Raw genomic sequence first — 18783 nt, 5'->3', positions numbered from 1 at the left:
ATTCTGCGCGCATTTTCTGGCGAAATCAATCAGTCATGATAAGGGATACTTATCAGATATAAATGATTTTCATCATAGAGCAAATGTAGCGATCAAAAGAGGATATTTTTGCGCGTAAAGCGAATGGAGCCGTGCAAAACATCTCTTTTCAAGGTTCTGTTGCAGTGGTCTACCGGCGATGTAGTTTAGGTCTGCTCATCTGTTATGGTCGCCGCTCTGCTTATGAGTTCAATTCAGCTTATGACGATCGGGATCCTTGGTGAATACAATGAAAGGCTGCATTTACAGAGCAAACGCCGCCCCCGCTTTGTCGTAGAGCGCCTCATTTCAGGCGCGGAAGGATTATTGTGAGATATATTGATTTAAGAAGCATTGTGGTCTTCGGAATTGTTGGCGTTCTTATCACACTCATCCACGCTACGGTTGTGATTGCGCTGATAGAAATAGGGTTTCCGTATCCGTTCTTGGCCAATACATTTGATTTTGGGGCTGGATTTCTTGTGTCCTATTTCCGGCACCACCAGTTCAGCTCTCAGTCCGGGGCCTATCACCGGTGGACCATGCCGCAGTTTCTGACGATTGCGGGGTTTGGTCTGTTTTTAACCAGGCGATTGTCTACGCCTTGGTCAATTTGGCCGGGCTCAGCTATTTTCTGACCCTCACGGTGATCATAGCGACAGTTCGGGCGATCACCTGCCTCGCATCCCGTCGGTGGGCTTTTGCCACATAGCGCTCGAAAAGTAAGGAGCCTGCATTGATCATACTGCGTAACGCATTTCGGGAAACACCCGAGACAGAGATGTGCGGGTGTTCATGTTCTGCTGCGGCATAGCCGGGGCGTTTTTTGTCCAATCAGGTATCAGCGATAATGGTTTTGGCCTAGGCTCAAAGAGTTCCGCGCTGGCCCATAATTTTTCGATTTTTTGGTGTCGGTTTATAGCCACTAAGCAGTTCACGTCGGGCGTCGAATATTTTGGGTTTTTTTCACCACGGTCTGCCAAAGCTTTTGACGGCGGCGGAAAGGCATGCCGAGGGCGGAACGGTCTTTGGCTGCCGCGTGGCCGATCCACAACGCTATGGCGTGGTTGATTTTGATGCGGATGGCCGCGCGCGGGAATTATTGAAAAACCTCTTGAACCGCCCTCGAACTACGCGGTCACGGGTTGGGTTTGTATTTCCTCAATGGATCCGCGCCGGAGCGTGCGAAAAAGGTGCAGCCATCCGCACGGGGGGAGCTTGAGATCACCGATCTGCTGCAGATGTATCTAGAAGAGGGCCTGCTTAGGGTGGAAGCCATGGGTTGCGGTTATGCCTATGTGAGACCCACCTGCTGCGATAGCCAGCCAGACCTAGCATCCGCTATCGGAAATTGCCTCCAATGCGCTTTCACCATGGGATTGCGGCACGTAACGCGACCAGCCCAACCGGTAGATTTCCCCGTTGTCGGCCCGGTTGGCAAAGGTTGCAACCACCTCGCCCGCCTCATCGAGAATGAACATGCGCCCCCGGTTTTCCTCTTCGAAGATCAGATGTCCGGAAGGCGTGAAATCCTGCAAGCCCTCGGACACCGTTGCCGTGGCGAACCGTTCCATCGTTTCAAGAAACGGGCTTGTCACTGACCCGGTCTCAAAATCGTAAATTACGGTTTCACTGACGCCCTCGACGCGCGAGCCAAGCCCGCGGTTATAGGCATTGTTGTTGAACACCGCGATGCGGCGATCGTCGAGAATGTCGACGTCATGCTGCGACTGCCATGGCCCCGCCTGCCACCAGACAAACTTGCCGACGGATGGGCGGTACAGCGCAACAAGAGATGGGCTGCGGAAACTCAGAAACAGATCGCCCTTTTGCCAATGTGGTCCATCGGCCAATACCGGCTCGATATCGTTCAGGTGTATGGGGTCCTGATAATAATTGGCCGCCGGAAACAGCAGGTGGCGCAAACCGCTGTCATAGAAAACATCGTCCAGAGCCACTTTGAAGGTCACTTCACCTTGGGCATTCACCCGTGCCAGCGCGTCGCGGACAAACCCTTTCGATAGGTTTTTTGGCCGGTCCTCCAACATGAAGCTTGGCATCCAGAATCCACCTTCCCCGTCTGGATTGGTCGAGTGGTGAAACAGATGTTCATCCTGCGTCCATCGCTCCTCACCACAGGGGGACAGCAGGAAAAGCGGCGAATTATGGTTCTTCAGCAGCAGATCGCCGGTTTTGGTCAAATAGGGGTGGATATAGCGGAAATAGGCGTTGTTCCATTCTTCGTAACGCGCGCGCCCCTCGAACTCGGGGCGGTGCTCGACATCGGCCAGCAGGGCTTCGGGTTCAGGCGACCAGCTCTGCAAGGTTTTTCCGGTGGTCAGTGAAATCAGCTCAATAACATGCTGTGTCTGGTTGCCATCATACCGGCTGAGCAACAGGTACCCGTCTAACCCGCCCGAGCCCGCAGGTTGCGACCAGGACCATCCGTCGGGGACTTCGGTTCCCTCTGGAATACGAAGGAAGGTTGCCATGGTCGGATCTGGCCGTCCCACTTTCTTAAGCGCCTGCCGTGTGTTTTCTGGTATTTCGGCGATTGCCAGCGCCACATCGCCGATCGCGCCGAAATGGTCGCTGCCCAGTTCTTCTTCCCCGCGCTCTGCGTCAAGGACGATGGCGCCGAACAGGATCATGCCTAAAAAGCCCGCCACCAGAACCAACCCCAGAACCCAAAGTTCGATTTTCTTGAAAAGAAGCTTTTCCATGACGGCTCTAACCCTGAGTACTTTTTAAGCAATTTACTCAAACTGAAATGGAGCTTGGCATCAGAACAGTTGTTACGTTAAGCTCCGAACAACGACACCATTTTCCAAAATTGCTCATATTTCTACATAAATATTACCAGCTGAGCTCTGCCGCGAAAAGACGATGGCAGAGAGGGGCGGGTCCCCCTCCCGTCAGAAAGAACAGGGGCTGCTGTTCAAGTGTCGCCCAAAAGATCAGGTGTTGCAAGGGCAGGAGGTTGCCTGCTGGCGTCAAAAACCTCTCTGTGATTGTTCTTAACAATTTGGGGTGAGCGCCCAAAATGTATTCACTTTGGCAACGCTTTTTGCTGAAATACACGCGCGCCCGCACAATCGCTTCTACCTGCGCCCTGGAAACAGAGATAATAGGAGTGGCCAGGGTGGTAAATGTGCCAATCCCGCACATGGTCGGGTTATTGTTTGACGTTTTGAATTTACGAGTGTGACCGGAGGCGCCTTTATGAACCAGCAGGTCCCTGCCGTTGGCCGCAACGATCTGGCCGTACTTTTGTTCATCCTGCTTCTTGCAGCGGTATTGCGGACTGCCGGGCTGAACGCGCCGCTATGGTATGACGAGATCCGTACCGTGGATACGCATGTCAGCCTGCCCTGGGGCGAGATGATGCGCGAATACTCGATGAACCATCACTATTTCTTCAGCCTGAAGGCCAAGCTGATCTCTCAGATTTTCGGAGATCAGGTCTGGGCCTATCGCTTTCCGGCGGTTCTGTTCGGCGTGGGCGTTGTTGGCGCGATCTGGTGGTTGGCGAAAGATATTGCCGGGGCGCGGATCGCGCATGTGTCTGCCTTGTTGGTGGCCTTGTCCTATCACCAAGTCTGGTTTTCGCAGAATGCCCGGGGCTATACCGAGCTGGCGTTCTGGAGCACGCTTGGCCTGATCTTCTTCCTGCGGGGTGTGCAGAGCCCCAGCTTTGGCACCTGGGTTGCTTTTGGCCTGACCGCCGCGGCGGCGGTTTTCACGCATCTGACAGGCGCGTTTTTCTTTGTCGCGCTGGGGCTGGTGTGGCTGATCTCTCTGATCACCGGCTTCGGGCGCGGGGCCTTGACCCGCGATTGGGTCTGGAAACCGCTGACGGGTGTTGCGATTGCATCCGCGTTGATCCTGTTGGCATATCTGCCGATCCTGCCAAGCATCGCGGGAACCGTGGGCGATGTGGCCGCCACATCGGCGGTTGATACGATGCAGGAATATCAGAACCCGCGTTGGACAATTGTCGAAGGCCTGCGGACTGCGGTTGGCAATACCGGGGCTCTGACCCTTTTGGTGGCGGTCGGCGGTGTGGTTGCGCTGGGGTTTGGGGCGGCGGGGACGCATGCGAAGCAACCTTTGTTCTTTCCAGCCATCGTCATGCATATCGCCGTGACGCTGGTCATCCTTCTGGCGCTTGGCATGCGCATCTGGCCCCGGTTTTTCTTTGTCGATATCGGCCTTGTCATCATTCTTGCCGTCATCGGGTGTCGGTATGGCGCGGATCTGGTGGCGCGCGTGCTGGGACGCCCGCAGATGACGGGGCTGCTTTTTGCCACAGGCGTTGTGGCAATGGTCGCGGTGTCCCTGTTGCTGGTACAGCGCAACTACGCGGCACCAAAACAGGACCTGGCCGGGGCATTTGCGCTGGTGGAAGAAACACGCACCCCATCCGAACGAATCTACGCGGTCAATCCGGGCGGCCCGCTTTTCGAAGGTCATTTCAATGCCGATTGGGCCACTATCGGCGATACCAAGGGATATGCGGATGCGATGGCTCAGCCCGGACCAGTGGCGCTGGTCGTTCTGTTCCCGAACAGAATGTTCCGGACCATCCCGCAGCTGGGGCAGGATGCCGAAGGGTCGCTGCAGCTTGTTCAGGCCTTCCCCGGAACGCTTGGGGATGGCCGGGTTCTTATCTACCGGCGCAGGTGACGGGCTTGGAGACCCCGCATGTTTATACCCCAAAGGTGTCTGAGAAGAATGACAGGAGAGATATGGTGTGGGAATATGTTAATCGTTTCTGCAATGATTTCGTTAAAGGAATACCCAACTCGAATTAAAATCCATCCGGATTTTTCAAACTGAATGAGAGGAATACACGTCATGAAAATGTTTACGGAAGATCGCATCTGGCATATTAGAACCGTGTCGCTGCTTTATGTAGGGACGCTGTTGCTGGTTCTTCCAAACCCCGCCTTCGCCTATATCGGTCCCGGTGCGGGTCTGGGGGCGATTGCTGTCACGATTGCCGTGATCCTTGGCGTTCTGTTCCTGATTGTCGGGCTTGTGTGGTTTCCGCTGAAGCGGATGCTCAAGGGCCGCAAGGAAGGTGCCAAAGCAAATAACGAGCCTGATCCGACGCAATGATACTTGTTGTTGCCGTCTCACTGTTGGCAGTGGGCGGGTTTGCATTTGTTCTTTGGCGCACGAAGATATTTGATGCCGCAAACGACGTGGTCAGTACAAGCATGTCGGGTGTGGCCTCTTTGATGGACAGCCAGCTTTCCGATGATGCCAAGGAACAGGCGGTGCGGCGCGCCGGGCTAAAGCTGATCGTTTTCGGTTTCAATCTGGCCTGGCGGGTTGTGCTGGCGCTGGCGGCGGCGGCTTTGCCTATATACGGGGCCGAGTTTCTGAGGCTGACCTCCAGCAGCGCTGTCTTCGACCTCATGCTGCGGCTTGATTATATTGTCATTGTCTCAATCGCGGCGATCGTGGTGGCTAAGGTCGTTCAGCGGTTTCGCGCGGGCCCCAAGGAGCAGCATGCGGATGACACGCTGTATTCACCGGTCGAGCAATTCGTGCACAACCTAGCCTTTTCAAGCCCAGTGGTTCTGAAGGCGGCGTCATGGGCCGAGGAAAAACTGCCCTCGCAATCCCGCGCGCCCGAGGCCCAAGATCCGATCTTTGTCACCTCTCTGGCGCGTGGGGGGACCACGGCGGTTCTGAACGCGCTGCATGAGGCGCCCGGGGTCGCGACCCATATCTACCGGGACATGCCGTTTCTGACCGCCCCCCTTCTGTGGAACAAACTGGCGGGGGGACAGAAACGCGGGGTAGACCGCCGTCAGCGCGCCCATGGTGACGGGCTTGAGATTGATCTGGACAGCCCCGAGGCGTTCGAAGAAGTCATCTGGAAAATGTTCTGGTTTAAAAAGTACCAGGGCGCGTCGATCCCGCTTTGGACAGCTGAGGAAACGGATCTGGGGGCAGATCAGTTCATGCGCCGCCACATGACCAAGATCGTCTGCGCGCGGACGGTACAGGCAGAGGGCGCGCCCAAAACGCGCTATTGCTCGAAGAACAACGCCAATATCGCCCGGATTCCGTATCTACTGAACGCTTTTCCCGATTGCAGGATCGTCGTGCCGGTCCGGCGCCCGGAAAGCCATGCCCAGTCCCTGCTGCGGCAGCACAGGAATTTCTGCAAGCAACAGTCCGAGGACGCCTTTATTGCCCGCTACATGGGGGATATCGGCCATTACGAATTCGGGAAGATCCACAAACCCTTTCTTTTCCCGGAGTTTAGCCCCGAAGTGCAAAACGCGGATACGGCGGATTACTGGCTTGACTACTGGACACACGCGTTTCGTCATGTGCTTGCACATAAGGATAAGTGCATCCTGCTGTTGCAGGACGATCTGCGCCAGTCTCCGGCCCGCACAATGACCGACCTATATGGCGCGCTTGATCTGGACCCGGGCGGGCAGGCTTTTGAGCGTTACTTCCACTCGAAAGAAGACGTGGCCGAGACCGGGGAGTTCGATCCGGGCAAGTTCCGGGAGGCGACCGAGGTCTATGAAGCGCTGAAAGAGAGTGCGGGCAGGACCTGAGCCGCCTCTCTGTCATCGCGTCGGGTAATTCCTGACAAGTGTCGAGCCCGCGTCCAGTTGATCAATACGGCTGCCGGGGCGGACACCGTATTCGTTATACCCGTTCGCCGGGCCGGTCGCGTAATAGATGAACTCACGGTCGTAATAGCCGGGCTGCCCAGGAGATTGGTCCTGAATAATGGCGTTGTTGAGCACCGCCCAGTCAGCCTGGTTCTTATAGCCCCGGATACCGGCCACCGCGTTCTGTTCGATCACCACAGAGGTTGAGCCCGGCGAGACGCTGATGCGCGGGATCGTGACCTTTCCCTTTTCGTTCCGATGCACCCGGATGACCGAGTTCTTGCGGATCGACAGATTGTCGATGGCATGAAGCGAAATCCCATGGGTATGGGCATTGTAGATGACATTGTTTTCGATCAGCACATTCTGATGGCGCAGCATCGGATCGCCCAGATCCTTGCCGTCGCCCCCCATCCAAATCGTTTGGGCATAGTCCCCCGCACCCATGTCGAATATGTTGTTGCTGATGGTGATATCGGTGCTGCGCCGGTTTGAACTGCGGAGAATCTGGATCATGTCCCGGTGATCCTTGTTCCCTTTCACACCGCGGAAGTTGTGCATGCGGTTCGCCTCGATCAACAGCCCGTCGACCACGCCAAGCGCGAGGCCGTCCGAGCGGATGTCGGTGAACTCACTGCCACGGATCTTGAGGTCGACAATGCTGTCGCCTGTCAGCGCTTTCCACCAGCTCCGAAAGACCGAGTTGCTGATGTCGATCTTGGCGCTGTCCCGGATGCGCAGCCCACGCCCATGCCCGGCCCCGGATCGGTGGCCGCCGTCAAAGATCGAGTTGGTGATGGTGATGCCGCGGCTTCCAAGGATGCTAAACCGGTTGGCGGCGTCTTTATCGCCCGATGTATATTCATAGTCGAAGACCAGCCCGTCCAGCACCAGGTTCCCGGCATTGTTCAGACGCAATTCGGTAAAGCAAGCCGGTGCGCGGCCTGAGGCCGAGCGGATGGTCACAGGTTTCTTGAACCCTTTCTTGATTTTCAAAGGGCCGTAATTTCCGCCTTCTAGCGTGAATGTCTCGCCCCCTTTTGCAGCCCTGAGCGCCGAGGAAAGTTCGGATGGGGTACGGATGATCTGCCCGTCCTGGGTGGCATTCGTGTTGACCGCGATTTTCGCACCGGTACAGGCGGCGGCTGACGCCGGTGTCGGCAGGGTAAGCAGTGTAAAGCAGGCGCAGGTCAATATGCCGATGAAACCGCCTATGTGTCGCATAAGAAACCCACCTCTATCACCTGTACCATGGGGGAAGGCTACGGCTGCGGTCATGTCATGTCCATAATGGTATTGCGCGTTTGGGGTCAGTGATTTGGTCTTTTGTGCGCAAGGTGACGTAAGGGCATCGGGCAATTCATCGCCGACACCAGTTGGTGATACGCGGGGACACGCCTGAAAGAAGGCATTTCTGTGGCCATTGTTGCGACATGAGAATCAATTCGTAAAACCTGATGGTACCGCCAAGGGAAGGGGAACAATTCCCGGTATCGAGTATTCGAGTTCACTCGGAAATGAAGGCAATGGGGCAATATTGTCCCAATACAGGCAACAGTTTCCAAACATAGCCATATTCTGGCCCCTCTGTCGCCTTCGTGCGGCTGTTCCTTCTGTCCTGGGTGTGCGGGATCTCATGCGCTGCCACTCACAGCGCCTATGAAACAGAAGGTGAAATATGTCGACGACAATCACGGTAACCTCTGCGGCGGAACTGAACCAGGCTCTGTCTCAGGCGACAGGTGGGGAAACGATACTGCTCGCGCCGGGCGATTATGGAAAGCTCAGCCTCAAGGGCGCGCAGTTCGCATCAGAAGTGACAATCAAATCTGCCGATCCGGCCAATCAGGCCAGCTTTTCGGAAATGTATCTGACCAATTCGTCGAATATCACATTCGACGAGATTACGTTCGATTACACATACTCTCTTGGTGATGCGACCTACACCAACAAATTCCTGATCAGTGGTAGCAGCAATATTACCATAGACAATTCGCTCTTCGACGGCGATTTTGCCAGCGGCACCGGTACCAGCGCTGATGGCACAGGTTTTGGCAAAGGCCTGGTGATCCGGGGATCGAACAATGTCGAGGTCACCAACACCGAGTTCCATTCCTGGTGGAAGGCTCTGGGTGCGGGTAGATCAACTGACATCAACTTCTCCGGAAACAATATCCACACAATCCGGTCGGACGGTATTTCGCTCGGCGAAGTTCAGAACGTTCTTATCGAGAATAACTATATCCATGACTTTGGCGGTGCCGCAGGGTCGAATGACCACCGCGACATGATCCAGGTTCAGCGCTCGAACGGGACCGGCAGCAGCGATATCATCATCCGCAACAACGTTCTTGATATGGGTGAGGGTGATTATACGCAGGGCATCTGGTTTGGCGGCGACAAGGGGCAATATTCCAACCCCGAGGACTGGCACTATAATGTCGTGATCGAGAACAACATCATCTACAACGCACATGCAAATGGTCTTGCCGTGCACATGACGGAAGGGCTGGAGATCACGAACAACACGCTGATCGCAGTGCCGTCGGGTCAGACTGGCGGCGTGGCCATACCCAAAATCCTTGTGACGGGCGGATCCAAGGACGTGACGATCGAACAGAACATCACACCTACCATTGTAGGCCCCAGCGTTATTCCGTCCGACTGGACGATTCAGGACAATGCGATCATTCAACCCAACAACTATGATGCGCATTTCATCTTTCATGAGACGGCTGCCAACGATGGATACAACCAATATGGTATTCTTCCCGGTACCATAGCGGATCTGCTGGACGCCGGGTCGAGCTTGGTTGACAGCTATCCGTTTGATTATGACAGCTGGGTTGGTGTTTCGAGCAGCACGGTGGTGAATTCCGGTAGTACGGGATCGACCACTACCACTACAGGTACGACCGCGCCTGATAGTGGCACATCGACTACGACCGCGCCTGATAGTGGCACATCGACTACGACCGCGCCTGATAGTGGTACATCGACTACGACCGCGCCTGATAGTGGCACATCGACTACGACCGCGCCTGATAGTGGTACATCGACTACGACCGCGCCTGATAGTGGCACATCGACTACGACCGCGCCTGATAGTGGTACATCGACTACGACCGCGCCTGATAGTGGCACATCGACTACGACCGCGCCTGATAGTGGTACATCGACTACGACCGCGCCTGATAGTGGCACATCGACTACGACCGCGCCTGATAGTGGCACATCGACTACGACCGTACCCGATAGCGGTACGTCCACTCCGACCGCGCCGGACAGCGGGACATCTTCGGGTTCGACCGGAACCAATACCGGCACAGGGTCGCAAACTCCGATGGTCTTTGACGATTACGTGTTGGACATTGCCGGGCTGGCGACAGGCAACGACGCAGCCCTGAAAGGCGATGCGCATGTTGTCGATACGGCAACCGGCCCTGTCGTCCATTTTGACGGGTACAAGGATCAGGTGAAACTTGGGCGGTTGAAGCAGTTCGAGGATTCCGAACAACTTGCCTTTTCTGTCGAGTTTGCCCGCGACGAAGCCGACGGCGCCGCGCAACGCCTAGTCTGGAACAAAGGGCATGTGGGGCTGACTCTGGTCGGCGACGGCCTGAAGGTGCACGTCAAGAACAACGACGGCAAGTTCCACGAAGGCTTCCATGTTAAGGATCTGGGCCTGAACGATACCGAAGCACATGAGATCAGCGTATTGGTCGATGAGGTTGAGGATCGGGTGCAGGTTATAGTCGATGACGAGGTTGTCCTCGACAGGACAGATATCGATCTCGATTTCACCGGTGGCCGCGAATGGGGTTGGGACATTGGTTTCAGCCATGGTCGTTATGCCGATGGCGATCTCAGCGGCTTTGCGATTGATGACGAGGTTCAGTTTGTCGATCCGCTGGGCGGAACCGTCAGCGATCTGGGCTGATACGGGCCTTTGGCCACACTGAAAACACCGAAAGGGCAGGCCGGATTCTCTGGACCTGCCCTTTCTTTACCGCACTCATTGTCAAACCTGTCGCGGCTGCGGCATATGGTGCGTATTGGATTGAGAGTCTCCTGTCATGATTTTGTCCGACCGCCACAGATTTGTATTCATACACGTGCCGAAATGCGCGGGCACTTCGGTGCGGGCGTCGGTTCTGCCCTATCACGATGCGGATGAGCGGTTTCTGAAAACGGTCGAGCGGCACCCGGAACTGGGTGAGATTGATTTCCGTCACCTGCCCCTGCACCTGCTGCGAGATCTGGACCCGGACGCTTTCGAAAAGCTGAAGCTCTATGACAGCTATGCCCTGCTGCGTGACCCGTTCCAGAGATTCCGCTCGTCTTTGGCGCAGCGGGCCAAGATGTATCTTGGTAAGGAATTTGCTCAGCTGGAGCCGAAGGAGATCCGAGAGGAGATCGACAAGGTTATCTCTTATCTGAATTCTGCGCCTGAAGTGATTGCCTCTAACTTCATTCATTTCGCGCGGCAATCAGATTTTGTGCAGATGGATGGTGTGCGGCTCGTGCGCAATCTCTACCCGGTCGAACGGCTTGATTTGTTCGGGATGGAGCTTGGCCAGCACTTGGGTGTCGAGCGGCTTGAGTTTGGGCATGCCAATCGCACCATGACATTTCGGTATCCTCAGATGAAACACATCATGCGCCAGGGCAGCGCACTGGTGCGGCGTGTTCTACCGCAACCGGCGCATGAAATGCTGCGGGGTACGGCACGGCGTCTTTTGATGGAACCCGACGATCCAGAGACGCTACCGGAGTTTGATGATGGCCACGTGCGAGACTTCGTCACATCTTATTATGCAGATGACATTGCGATGCACCGCGAGGTACTGGCCGACACAGCCACGCAGTCCCGTCATTCGGTTGCGGCGAAAACCCCGACTAAATCGGCATCCGGAACTTAGGAGCTCTCTGATCAGCCGGGTTCTTTGATTCTGAGAAGCTTTTTTGCCTTGGCGATACGCTCTTCACTCCAGTTCCAACGCAGTTTCTGTACCGGCATGGCACCGGTTTCAAGCAACGCGGCTACCTCGTCAGGGTCATGACCATGAGTTACACAGTCATGCACCAGATGGGGGCCATAACAACCGATCTTTGGCATGGAGTCGTAGCTACGTCTAAAGGAACGATGCGTGAGTTTGAGGACGTCCACAATGGCGTGCGCCCAGTAGTACACAAGTGCTTTGCGGCGTTTATCCCAGTAAGCAAAACTGTATTTTTCCCAAAGGGAAATCACTGTGCCGTGTGGCTCGGACGCCAGAAACCAGGTTCCGATTTCCCGATACATGCCAGGCCAGATGAACCACCGTTCGGTCGGGATCCAGATGAATGCAAAAAAGCCCCTATATGCAACCATAGGAAGCCAATGGTCGAGCGGGCGCAGACAGTAGGTCGTGGCATCCACCCAGACGCCGCCATGTTCACGCAACAGCCTGAAACGCAGCAAATCACTGTAAGCCTGAATAGGTACTTTGCCGAAATCTAGCGGCATCTGAACCACGTCAGATACAGTTGTTGCATCCAGCACCCGCACATCCCAATCAGGGTTTTGACTGCGCCAAGAGGCGATGCAATGCCGGACTAGCTCGGGCGCGTCGGCTTCTCCGGTGTCCCAGTACATCCAGATGGTCTTGGGAATCCGGCGCGGCGCGGATTGCGCAAAGTGATTGGGTTTTCCATTCAGTTTCTTGCGAGCGCGCCGCCCTATCGTTGGCAGCATTCGAGCTCCAACAATCAGAGCGAACAACCATGTCCAAGGCTTACCGGCGGGCATACATACTCCACTACACGTTACATCTGATTTCTAATCACCCCCTGAACGGGGCGCCAGTGGTGCGTGGCATATCATTCGATTTTCGGCGCGGGTTCCACCTCACAGTAATAGACTGGCAACAATAAGGGGCAAAACAAGCCATTGTTGGGGGAAAGCCTCTGGGATAGCTTCGCATCCGTGGATTTACTGTAAACACTGCTCAGACACACATATACTTCAGTGAAATTGGGTTCTGGGCCCCCTAGGGTAAGATATTATGGCGGTTGTCTCGCAGGCTCTGAAAGCCGTTTATTTTGATATTACAAAGATTGGCAGCAGCAGTCTAAAGGAAACATTCTGGGAACTGGACCATGGCGAACCCTTCAAGGGGCGCGGGGTCCGGCGTGTCATCAACAATCTACACTGGCGGCTGGCGCGGGCAAAGCTGATTCAGCCGCGCAATATTCACGAACAGGACGGGTATCGCACACAGATATTCGCCAAGGCGGTCGTGCCGGACGGCTATGCCACCTTTACCCTGGTGCGCGACCCCGTGGCCCGCATCAAATCGGCCTGGCGAGACAAGGTGCATCGCAATCAGTTCCGCTGGCGCAACGAAGAGATGGATATCGACAACGAAGGCTTACCGCTGGACCCGACCTTCGGCCAGTTCATCGACCATTTCCACGACTACCGCGCCGTCAGCCGCCCGGTCCGCGTGCACACCACGCTCTATTCCTGGCATCTGGGCCCGGATATCGACTTTTTCGACCATGTCTTCCAGCTGGAAGCGGTGGATGAGATGAACGCGTTTCTGACCCAGCGGCTGGGCCGGCCGTTTCCGGGGCAGCATGTGAACAAATCCGGGACAAGTCGGCGTGATACCACGCTGACCCCTCGGCAGATTGATGCTTTGTTACAAATCACTCAGGCAGATTACACTCTGCTTGGGGATATGTATGATATCAAAGTGGCTGAGAGCAGCCTTGCCGTATGAGAATGCCGGCGAGAAAGAGGAACGTTTGACGTAATGACGCTTGCCGCACAATCCGGACCCCGGATGAGAGGGGCAGTGGCAGAGGCCTCGCCCAACCGGCTTCTGATCGCGCTTTTCCTTGTCTCGCTTGTCATGCCCTTCTACTTCTTTTTGGGCAGTTTGCGGCTGAGCATGTATCGCGTCTACCTGCTTGTTTTCATGTTCACGTTTGTGATTCGATGGTTGAACGGTTCGGCGGGGCGGATACGCCTCCCGGACATTCTGGTGATCCTGACATGTTTGTGGATGATGGGGGCGCTATTCATCAACCATGGGGTAGCCGCGCGATTCCAGTTTGCGGGTATTCTGGTGATCGAGACGGCTGTTCCCTATTTTGCGGCACGCGTTCTCATCAGGAACCTTGCGTCTTTCCGGACCTTCGTGTGGTGGTACTTTGCGATTATAGCGGCGCTGTTACCCTTCGCGATCTTTGAGAACCTGACCGGGAGCCCGATCCTGCTCGATCTCTTCAGCGGCATTTTCCCGGTTTATAGCGATGTCCAACAGGAACCCAGGCTCGGGCTGGAACGCGCTCAGGCAACGATGCCGCATCCGATCCTGTTTGGGATATTCTGCTCTCCGGTTTTTGCCCTGGCCTGGTATACGCTTGCCCCTGACAGGGCGCTGTTCAAACAGACCCGCAAGTCGTCCGTTGTAGGGGCGGCGGTCTTTGCGTCCCTGTCTTCCGGGGCGATTCTGGGCGTGATGCTGCAGGCTGGCCTGATCGCCTGGGACGAAGTGCTGAGGCGCATCAAGGCCATCAAAAACCGCTGGAAGCTGTTTGGTATCCTGTTCACGCTTCTTTACATCGTGCTTGAGCTGTCTTCGAACCGGAACGCGTTTCAGATCATTGCATCCGAGCTGTCCTTTTCCGCCAGTTCCGCCTGGAACAGGATCCATATTTTCAACAATGCAATCGACGATATCTACGCAAACCCGATAACGGGCGTGGGGCTTGGTTACTGGAGCCGCCCCCTTTGGATGAAATCGAGTGTCGATAATTTCTGGCTGCTGGTTGCGCTGCGCTACGGTATTCCGGCCTGGTTCGCCCTAACACTTGCCGTTGTTGTGGTGTGCTGGAAAGCCATTGTCGCGCCCCTGTCCGGCGAGCACGCGCGGGTGCGGCGCGGGTATGTGATTGGGTTTGCTGGCATGGCCATCTCGGCCTTTACGGTTCACATGTGGGATTCGACCTATTGTGCCTTCATGTTCCTGATGGGGGCCGGCGTGTGGTTTTTCGACCCTGAATGCACGCAGGAAAACGAGAATGAGACCGCAGAGCCCAAATCGGCCCGGCGTCAGATCAGATATACGAGATTTCCCAAAGCACTTGCAGAAGCTGCGCAGTAATCCTGCGGGTTACCCCGTGACCATCCAGCGTTTCTGCGCCATCCGCACTGCGCGGCGCAGGCGGCGCAGGGGGGGAATGCGGTTCGACAGGATGGCTTGCACGTCGTTATCGCCCATGTCTCCGCGCAGGGATGTACGGGGTCGCAAAAAGGCCTGCGGCTGGTAACTGCCACCATCGCTGGACCATGCGGTGGTATAACCCGCCGCCCGCACCGCCCGCAGCACCCGCGCGTCATAGCGGCCAAAGGGGATGCCCGCCTCGGTAATCGCATGCCCGCAGATATCTTCGAGCCGGGCGCGCGAGGTCCGCAACTCCTGCGCCAGATCCTCATCGCCCAGCGTGGGCCAGGCGGTATGGGCAATGCCATGGCTGCCGAGGATCATGCCCGCCTCGGACAGCGCCCGGATACGGGCCTTGTCCAGCGATCCGGCCTCTCCGATCCGTCCGGTCAGCACGAAAAATCGCGCGCGCAGCCCGTGATCGATCAAGACGGGCAGGGCGATGTCATGATCCGACAGGTTGCCATCGTCGAACGTGATCCGGAAGCCTGCGGGCGCTTTGGCCACCTGTGCCAGAACCTGTTCGAATTGCTGGGGTGAGACCCAATAGGGGGCCTCGTCTGTCTCCAGGTTGCGCCGGGGGTCACCAATGCCATGGAAATTCAGTGCAATCATCGGCGGGCTTTCAGGCGTGTGTGGATCGTCTCAGCAGTGCGGATCAGGGCGGTGCTCAGGCCGGTGGGCTGGAATTCATAAGGCCCTGCGGCGGTGACCTCAGTGCCTCCTGTGCGCAGTTTGAACCGGGTCACGCTGGGGTTGCTGTCCGCGTCGATGCCGCCCAGATCAAACCAGCGCATCCCGTGGGTCTTGCAGTGCAGAATGGCCTGCCACATCAGGTAGTGCCCGGCATTCAGCCGCCGTCCCGGTTCCGTTGTGGCCCCGAATAGGTAAACACCGGTGGTCCCCGCGCGCCCGATCGTCATGGCTCCCACATCGGCCCCGTCCTGCCGGGCGAACAGAACCTCATGGCTGAAGTCCGGGCCGGTGAGCGGATAGTAGAACTCGGGCGGGATGTCGGGGCTGAAGCCCTTGGCGGCCTGGACCTGTTGATAGAGGCCATGAAACCGGTCGGTGCAATCTGCAATCGGCTGGGTTTCAAGCTCCATTCCCGATTTCAGGGCGTTGCGCAGGGGGTTGCGCCATTTGCCGTGCAGGGCGCGCATCAGGGTATCTTCGTCCTGATCGCAATCGATGATCACTGTCCGATAAGGTGCCGAGCGGTCTGTTGGCGCAAAGCCGGCCGCAGCGGCCAGTTGGTCCACGGACGGCACGTCACGCAGGGTCGACGCAGGCAGCCGTAGCCGCAGGATATGCCCGCTTCGCTGCGCATAGGCGGACAGGGCAGCAAAGACGGCCTTCAGGTTTTCGGGCGTGGCGTCGGGCTGTACCAGCGGGCCAGCCGCGATCCACACGATGCCGCGCCCCAGACCCGGTACGGGCTTGATGCGCAGGCAGGCAGCGGCGATGGGCTGGCCAGCCGGATCCGACAGGGTGACAAACTGTGCCTTGGCCCTGATCCGCTGCGCCGCCGCCTGCGCATAAGTCAGGGCCTGTTCATAGGTCAGGTCGCGGAACCCGGAACTGATCCGGGGCCAGTCTTGGGTTGCGACCGTCTGCACTGTCAGAGGTTGGGTCATAGCCGCGTCCGTATCCAACTGGTCCACAGTCGGCCGGGCCGCAGCCCCAGACGGGGGCGGAATTTCAGGAACCAGGCGCGGTAGTAGAACAGATGTAGCGCATCCGCCCACCACAGCAGAACCCGCGCGCGCAGCCGTGCCATGGGGTGATCCGGGGCCAGCACGATGGTATGGATCGGCACCAGTTCACCGCCGTAACTCAGTTTGTATTCATATTCTCCGGCTCCGGCTTCGACCAGTTTGATGCCGTCCCTGATCAGCCCTTCCACCCGTTCGACCAGCCCGACGCGCCCCAGCCCGATTTTGGCAAATTCAGGGGCTGTTTCACGGGCGTTCAGCCACCAATAGGCCTTGTCGCCCAGCGTATAGCGCAGCTGGCTGGAGAGCAGCGTGTCGCCCTGCCATTGCTCATCAATCATGGCCTGGCCCTTGGGGGCCAGCCGGTGCAGCAGGCCCCGGTAGAACGCCGCGGCCACCGACCAGTCCGAGAAATGCCCGCCCTTGCCCGCCGCCTGCCATTGCCGTGTGTGCAGCGCGATGAACCGATCCATCATCGGTCCGACCGTTTCGGGGGTCGAACTGATATTTTTCAGTGGCGCAGTTTCCGTCAGGCGCTTGATATTCCGCCGCACCTCGCGCCGTCGGCTTTTTGACAGCGCCTTCATGAACCCGTCAAAGCTATTGGGCAGATCCATCAGAGTGTGCCCGCGCGGGCTGTCATCGCGCAGGATCGACAGCCCCTCGGCGGTGCAGAGGCTTTCCAGTTGTGCGGCTCGTTCGGACATTGGCGACAGGCTGACAGCGGCGCAGTGCAACTGCTGCGTCAGGTGATCGAAAACGGCCCGCAGGACTGTGCCTTCGTGACCGGCAGCGATGGGGAGCCCCATGACCGCGAAATTGGAATCGACCCCGGCCAGCCGGGCAACGCGCACGGGCACCGGCCCGGCCCAGATCGTTTCGATGCAAAAAGGTAGGGCCCCGATCAGATCGCCCCCGTCGCGCAGCAGGAAGCAGACCGGGCGGCGGCTGGTGGCAAATCCTTTGCCATAGTGATCCCACCAAGCCGCCTGCCAGTCGGTCAGGAAATAGATATCGGCGCCGGTTTTTGTAACCAGATCATCCCATTCGGCCCTTGCCGCAAGGGCCTGAGTCGGGGTTTCCAGACAGTCGAGCGCAGGTCCGGAACTGGTCGAGATCGTATCCATCATGTGGCCGGTTCCTGTCCAAACAGGTGGTACCGGATTGCCGCCCCCGACAGCCGCAGACGGGCTGAACGGTCCGGCGTGGCGCGCAGCAGGCCCAACAGGCCAAATGCGACCCCGCGCAGCAGCGCGCTGGTGACAAAGATGGCGCGGGTCAGCAGCTCTCCGCCCCGGCCATAATGTTTGCGGGCGTAGATCGTCTTGCTTTTCTGCTTTTGCACATACATGCGCGACTCGATCTGGGCGGTGCTTTTCGATCCGCCTTCGAGATGCAGGATCCGGGCCTCGGGCGCGAAGACGCAGCGCCAGCCGGCATTGCGGATGCGGCGGCACCAATCGGCTTCTTCCGAGTAGATGAAGAACGCATCATCCAGCAGGCCGACCTTTTCGAACACTGGTCGCGGCACCAGCATGAACATGCCCGAGACCACATCCACATCGCGCTGTGTCTTGCGGTCCCAGTCGCCATATTCGGGCCAGGGAAACAGCCGTTTCAGCCCGAATTCGATCACCGCCAGGCTCAGCGGTCCCGGGTCGGCAAAGCAGGTCAGCTGGATGGTCTCAAGGTTCTCTAACACCTGGCATCCGACGCATCCGACATCCGGATGTGCGTCGAGCCAACCGCTCATCACATCGATGGCATGATCCAGAATGATCGTATCGGGGTTGAGCAGTAAAAGCTTGTCGCCGGTGGCAATTTCCAGACCTTGATTATTGGCCGCAGCAAAACCCCGATTGTCGGAATTGGCGATCAGGGTCACACCTGGGAAATGCTGCCGGACCATGTCTGGCGTCCCGTCGGTCGAGGCATTGTCGACGACGATCACTTCATGGGTCAGGGTGGTTTGATTGGTGATTGAATCGAGACAATCTTTTAAAATATCCCGCGTATTCCAGCTTACGATTACAATGGAAATGGCACAGTCGGACTGCACCGGATCGCGATTTGGATACATGGCAGCGTTAATCCTGCTAAACGAGTTACAAATGAACGACTATTGGGCAACTGCATCATGATTTTGGGTTTGAAGCCATAGTCGCCGGAAATAATATTCCGGGTATT

Annotated in this window: 15 protein-coding genes and 1 pseudogene; 9 read left to right on the top strand and 7 right to left on the bottom strand. The window is 57.1% G+C overall.

Features of this window, described 5'->3' with window-relative positions:
* Positions 1-347: 347 nt before the first annotated feature.
* Both GOV89_RS21020 and GOV89_RS22950 read left to right on the top strand, forming a co-directional pair.
* Entirely contained in the window at positions 348-656 is a 309-nt protein-coding gene (locus GOV89_RS21020; RefSeq protein ID WP_171239026.1) for a GtrA family protein, read from the top strand.
* A 323-nt stretch (positions 657-979) separates the two neighbouring features.
* A pseudogene (locus GOV89_RS22950) lies at positions 980-1319 on the top strand (sugar phosphate nucleotidyltransferase); the annotation flags it as partial.
* A gap of 30 nt (positions 1320-1349) precedes the next feature.
* Here GOV89_RS22950 and GOV89_RS21015 read toward each other — a convergent pair.
* Positions 1350-2741, bottom strand: coding sequence for an arylsulfotransferase family protein (locus GOV89_RS21015; RefSeq protein WP_171239025.1), 1392 nt, complete (start codon positions 2739-2741; stop codon positions 1350-1352).
* Positions 2742-3240: 499 nt separating this feature from the next.
* Between GOV89_RS21015 and GOV89_RS21010 the strand changes: the two genes are divergently transcribed.
* The 3 genes from GOV89_RS21010 (at position 3241) to GOV89_RS21000 (ending at position 6605) form a co-directional block, all read left to right on the top strand.
* Positions 3241-4704 (top strand): glycosyltransferase family 39 protein, encoded by a 1464-nt coding sequence (locus tag GOV89_RS21010; RefSeq protein WP_171239024.1) that lies wholly within the window; start codon positions 3241-3243, stop codon positions 4702-4704.
* Positions 4705-4875: 171 nt separating this feature from the next.
* The gene (locus GOV89_RS21005) at positions 4876-5139 is read left to right on the top strand and encodes a hypothetical protein (protein WP_254451560.1); all 264 of its coding nucleotides are present in this window, start codon (positions 4876-4878) and stop codon (positions 5137-5139) included.
* A complete protein-coding gene (locus tag GOV89_RS21000; RefSeq protein ID WP_171239023.1) occupies positions 5136-6605 on the top strand; it encodes a sulfotransferase in 1470 nt (489 codons plus the stop codon). The genes GOV89_RS21005 and GOV89_RS21000 overlap by 4 nt, the downstream gene beginning before the upstream one ends.
* Positions 6606-6617: 12 nt before the next feature.
* Here the strand turns inward: GOV89_RS21000 and GOV89_RS20995 are convergent, their stop codons facing one another.
* Complete coding sequence (locus GOV89_RS20995) at positions 6618-7943, bottom strand: right-handed parallel beta-helix repeat-containing protein (protein ID WP_171239022.1); 1326 nt, start codon at positions 7941-7943, stop codon at positions 6618-6620.
* A gap of 400 nt (positions 7944-8343) precedes the next feature.
* On the opposite strand from GOV89_RS20995, the gene GOV89_RS20990 reads away from it, so the two are divergent.
* Both GOV89_RS20990 and GOV89_RS20985 read left to right on the top strand, forming a co-directional pair.
* Entirely contained in the window at positions 8344-10605 is a 2262-nt protein-coding gene (locus GOV89_RS20990) for a right-handed parallel beta-helix repeat-containing protein (RefSeq protein WP_171239021.1), read from the top strand.
* Between the two features lie 136 nt (positions 10606-10741).
* Entirely contained in the window at positions 10742-11587 is an 846-nt protein-coding gene (locus GOV89_RS20985) for a sulfotransferase family 2 domain-containing protein (protein ID WP_171239020.1), read from the top strand.
* Positions 11588-11598: 11 nt separating this feature from the next.
* On the opposite strand, the gene GOV89_RS20980 is transcribed toward GOV89_RS20985, so the two are convergent.
* The gene (locus GOV89_RS20980; RefSeq protein WP_171239019.1) at positions 11599-12402 is read right to left on the bottom strand and encodes a capsular polysaccharide synthesis protein; all 804 of its coding nucleotides are present in this window, start codon (positions 12400-12402) and stop codon (positions 11599-11601) included.
* 310 nt (positions 12403-12712) lie between these two features.
* Here GOV89_RS20980 and GOV89_RS20975 point away from each other — a divergent pair, with 310 nt between their 5' ends.
* Both GOV89_RS20975 and GOV89_RS23140 read left to right on the top strand, forming a co-directional pair.
* Positions 12713-13432 carry a sulfotransferase family 2 domain-containing protein gene (locus tag GOV89_RS20975; RefSeq protein ID WP_171239018.1) on the top strand — a complete coding sequence of 240 codons (720 nt, stop codon included), beginning with the start codon at positions 12713-12715 and terminating at the stop codon, positions 13430-13432.
* Positions 13433-13507: 75 nt separating this feature from the next.
* Positions 13508-14821, top strand: a complete 1314-nt coding sequence (locus tag GOV89_RS23140; protein ID WP_171239017.1) for an O-antigen ligase family protein — start codon at positions 13508-13510, stop codon at positions 14819-14821.
* 9 nt (positions 14822-14830) lie between these two features.
* Here GOV89_RS23140 and GOV89_RS20965 read toward each other — a convergent pair whose 3' ends face one another.
* Genes GOV89_RS20965 through GOV89_RS20950 form a run of 4 tightly spaced genes read right to left on the bottom strand, consistent with a single transcriptional unit; the run spans position 14831 to position 18676 of the window.
* Entirely contained in the window at positions 14831-15496 is a 666-nt protein-coding gene (locus GOV89_RS20965) for a polysaccharide deacetylase family protein (RefSeq protein WP_171239016.1), read from the bottom strand.
* Positions 15493-16518, bottom strand: coding sequence for a peptidoglycan bridge formation glycyltransferase FemA/FemB family protein (locus tag GOV89_RS20960; RefSeq protein WP_171239015.1), 1026 nt, complete (start codon positions 16516-16518; stop codon positions 15493-15495). Before GOV89_RS20960 ends, GOV89_RS20965 begins: the two co-directional genes overlap by 4 nt.
* On the bottom strand, positions 16515-17726 hold the full coding sequence (locus tag GOV89_RS20955) for a GNAT family N-acetyltransferase (protein ID WP_171239014.1): 1212 nt from the start codon (positions 17724-17726) through the stop codon (positions 16515-16517). The genes GOV89_RS20960 and GOV89_RS20955 overlap by 4 nt, the downstream gene beginning before the upstream one ends.
* A complete protein-coding gene (locus GOV89_RS20950) occupies positions 17723-18676 on the bottom strand; it encodes a glycosyltransferase family 2 protein (protein WP_171239013.1) in 954 nt (317 codons plus the stop codon). The genes GOV89_RS20955 and GOV89_RS20950 overlap by 4 nt, the downstream gene beginning before the upstream one ends.
* Positions 18677-18783: the final 107 nt, after the last annotated feature.

This window comes from Ruegeria sp. HKCCA5763 (assembly GCF_013034545.1).
In the GTDB taxonomy this organism is placed as follows: domain Bacteria; phylum Pseudomonadota; class Alphaproteobacteria; order Rhodobacterales; family Rhodobacteraceae; genus Ruegeria.
This window is presented reverse-complemented; position numbering and strand designations above follow the sequence as displayed.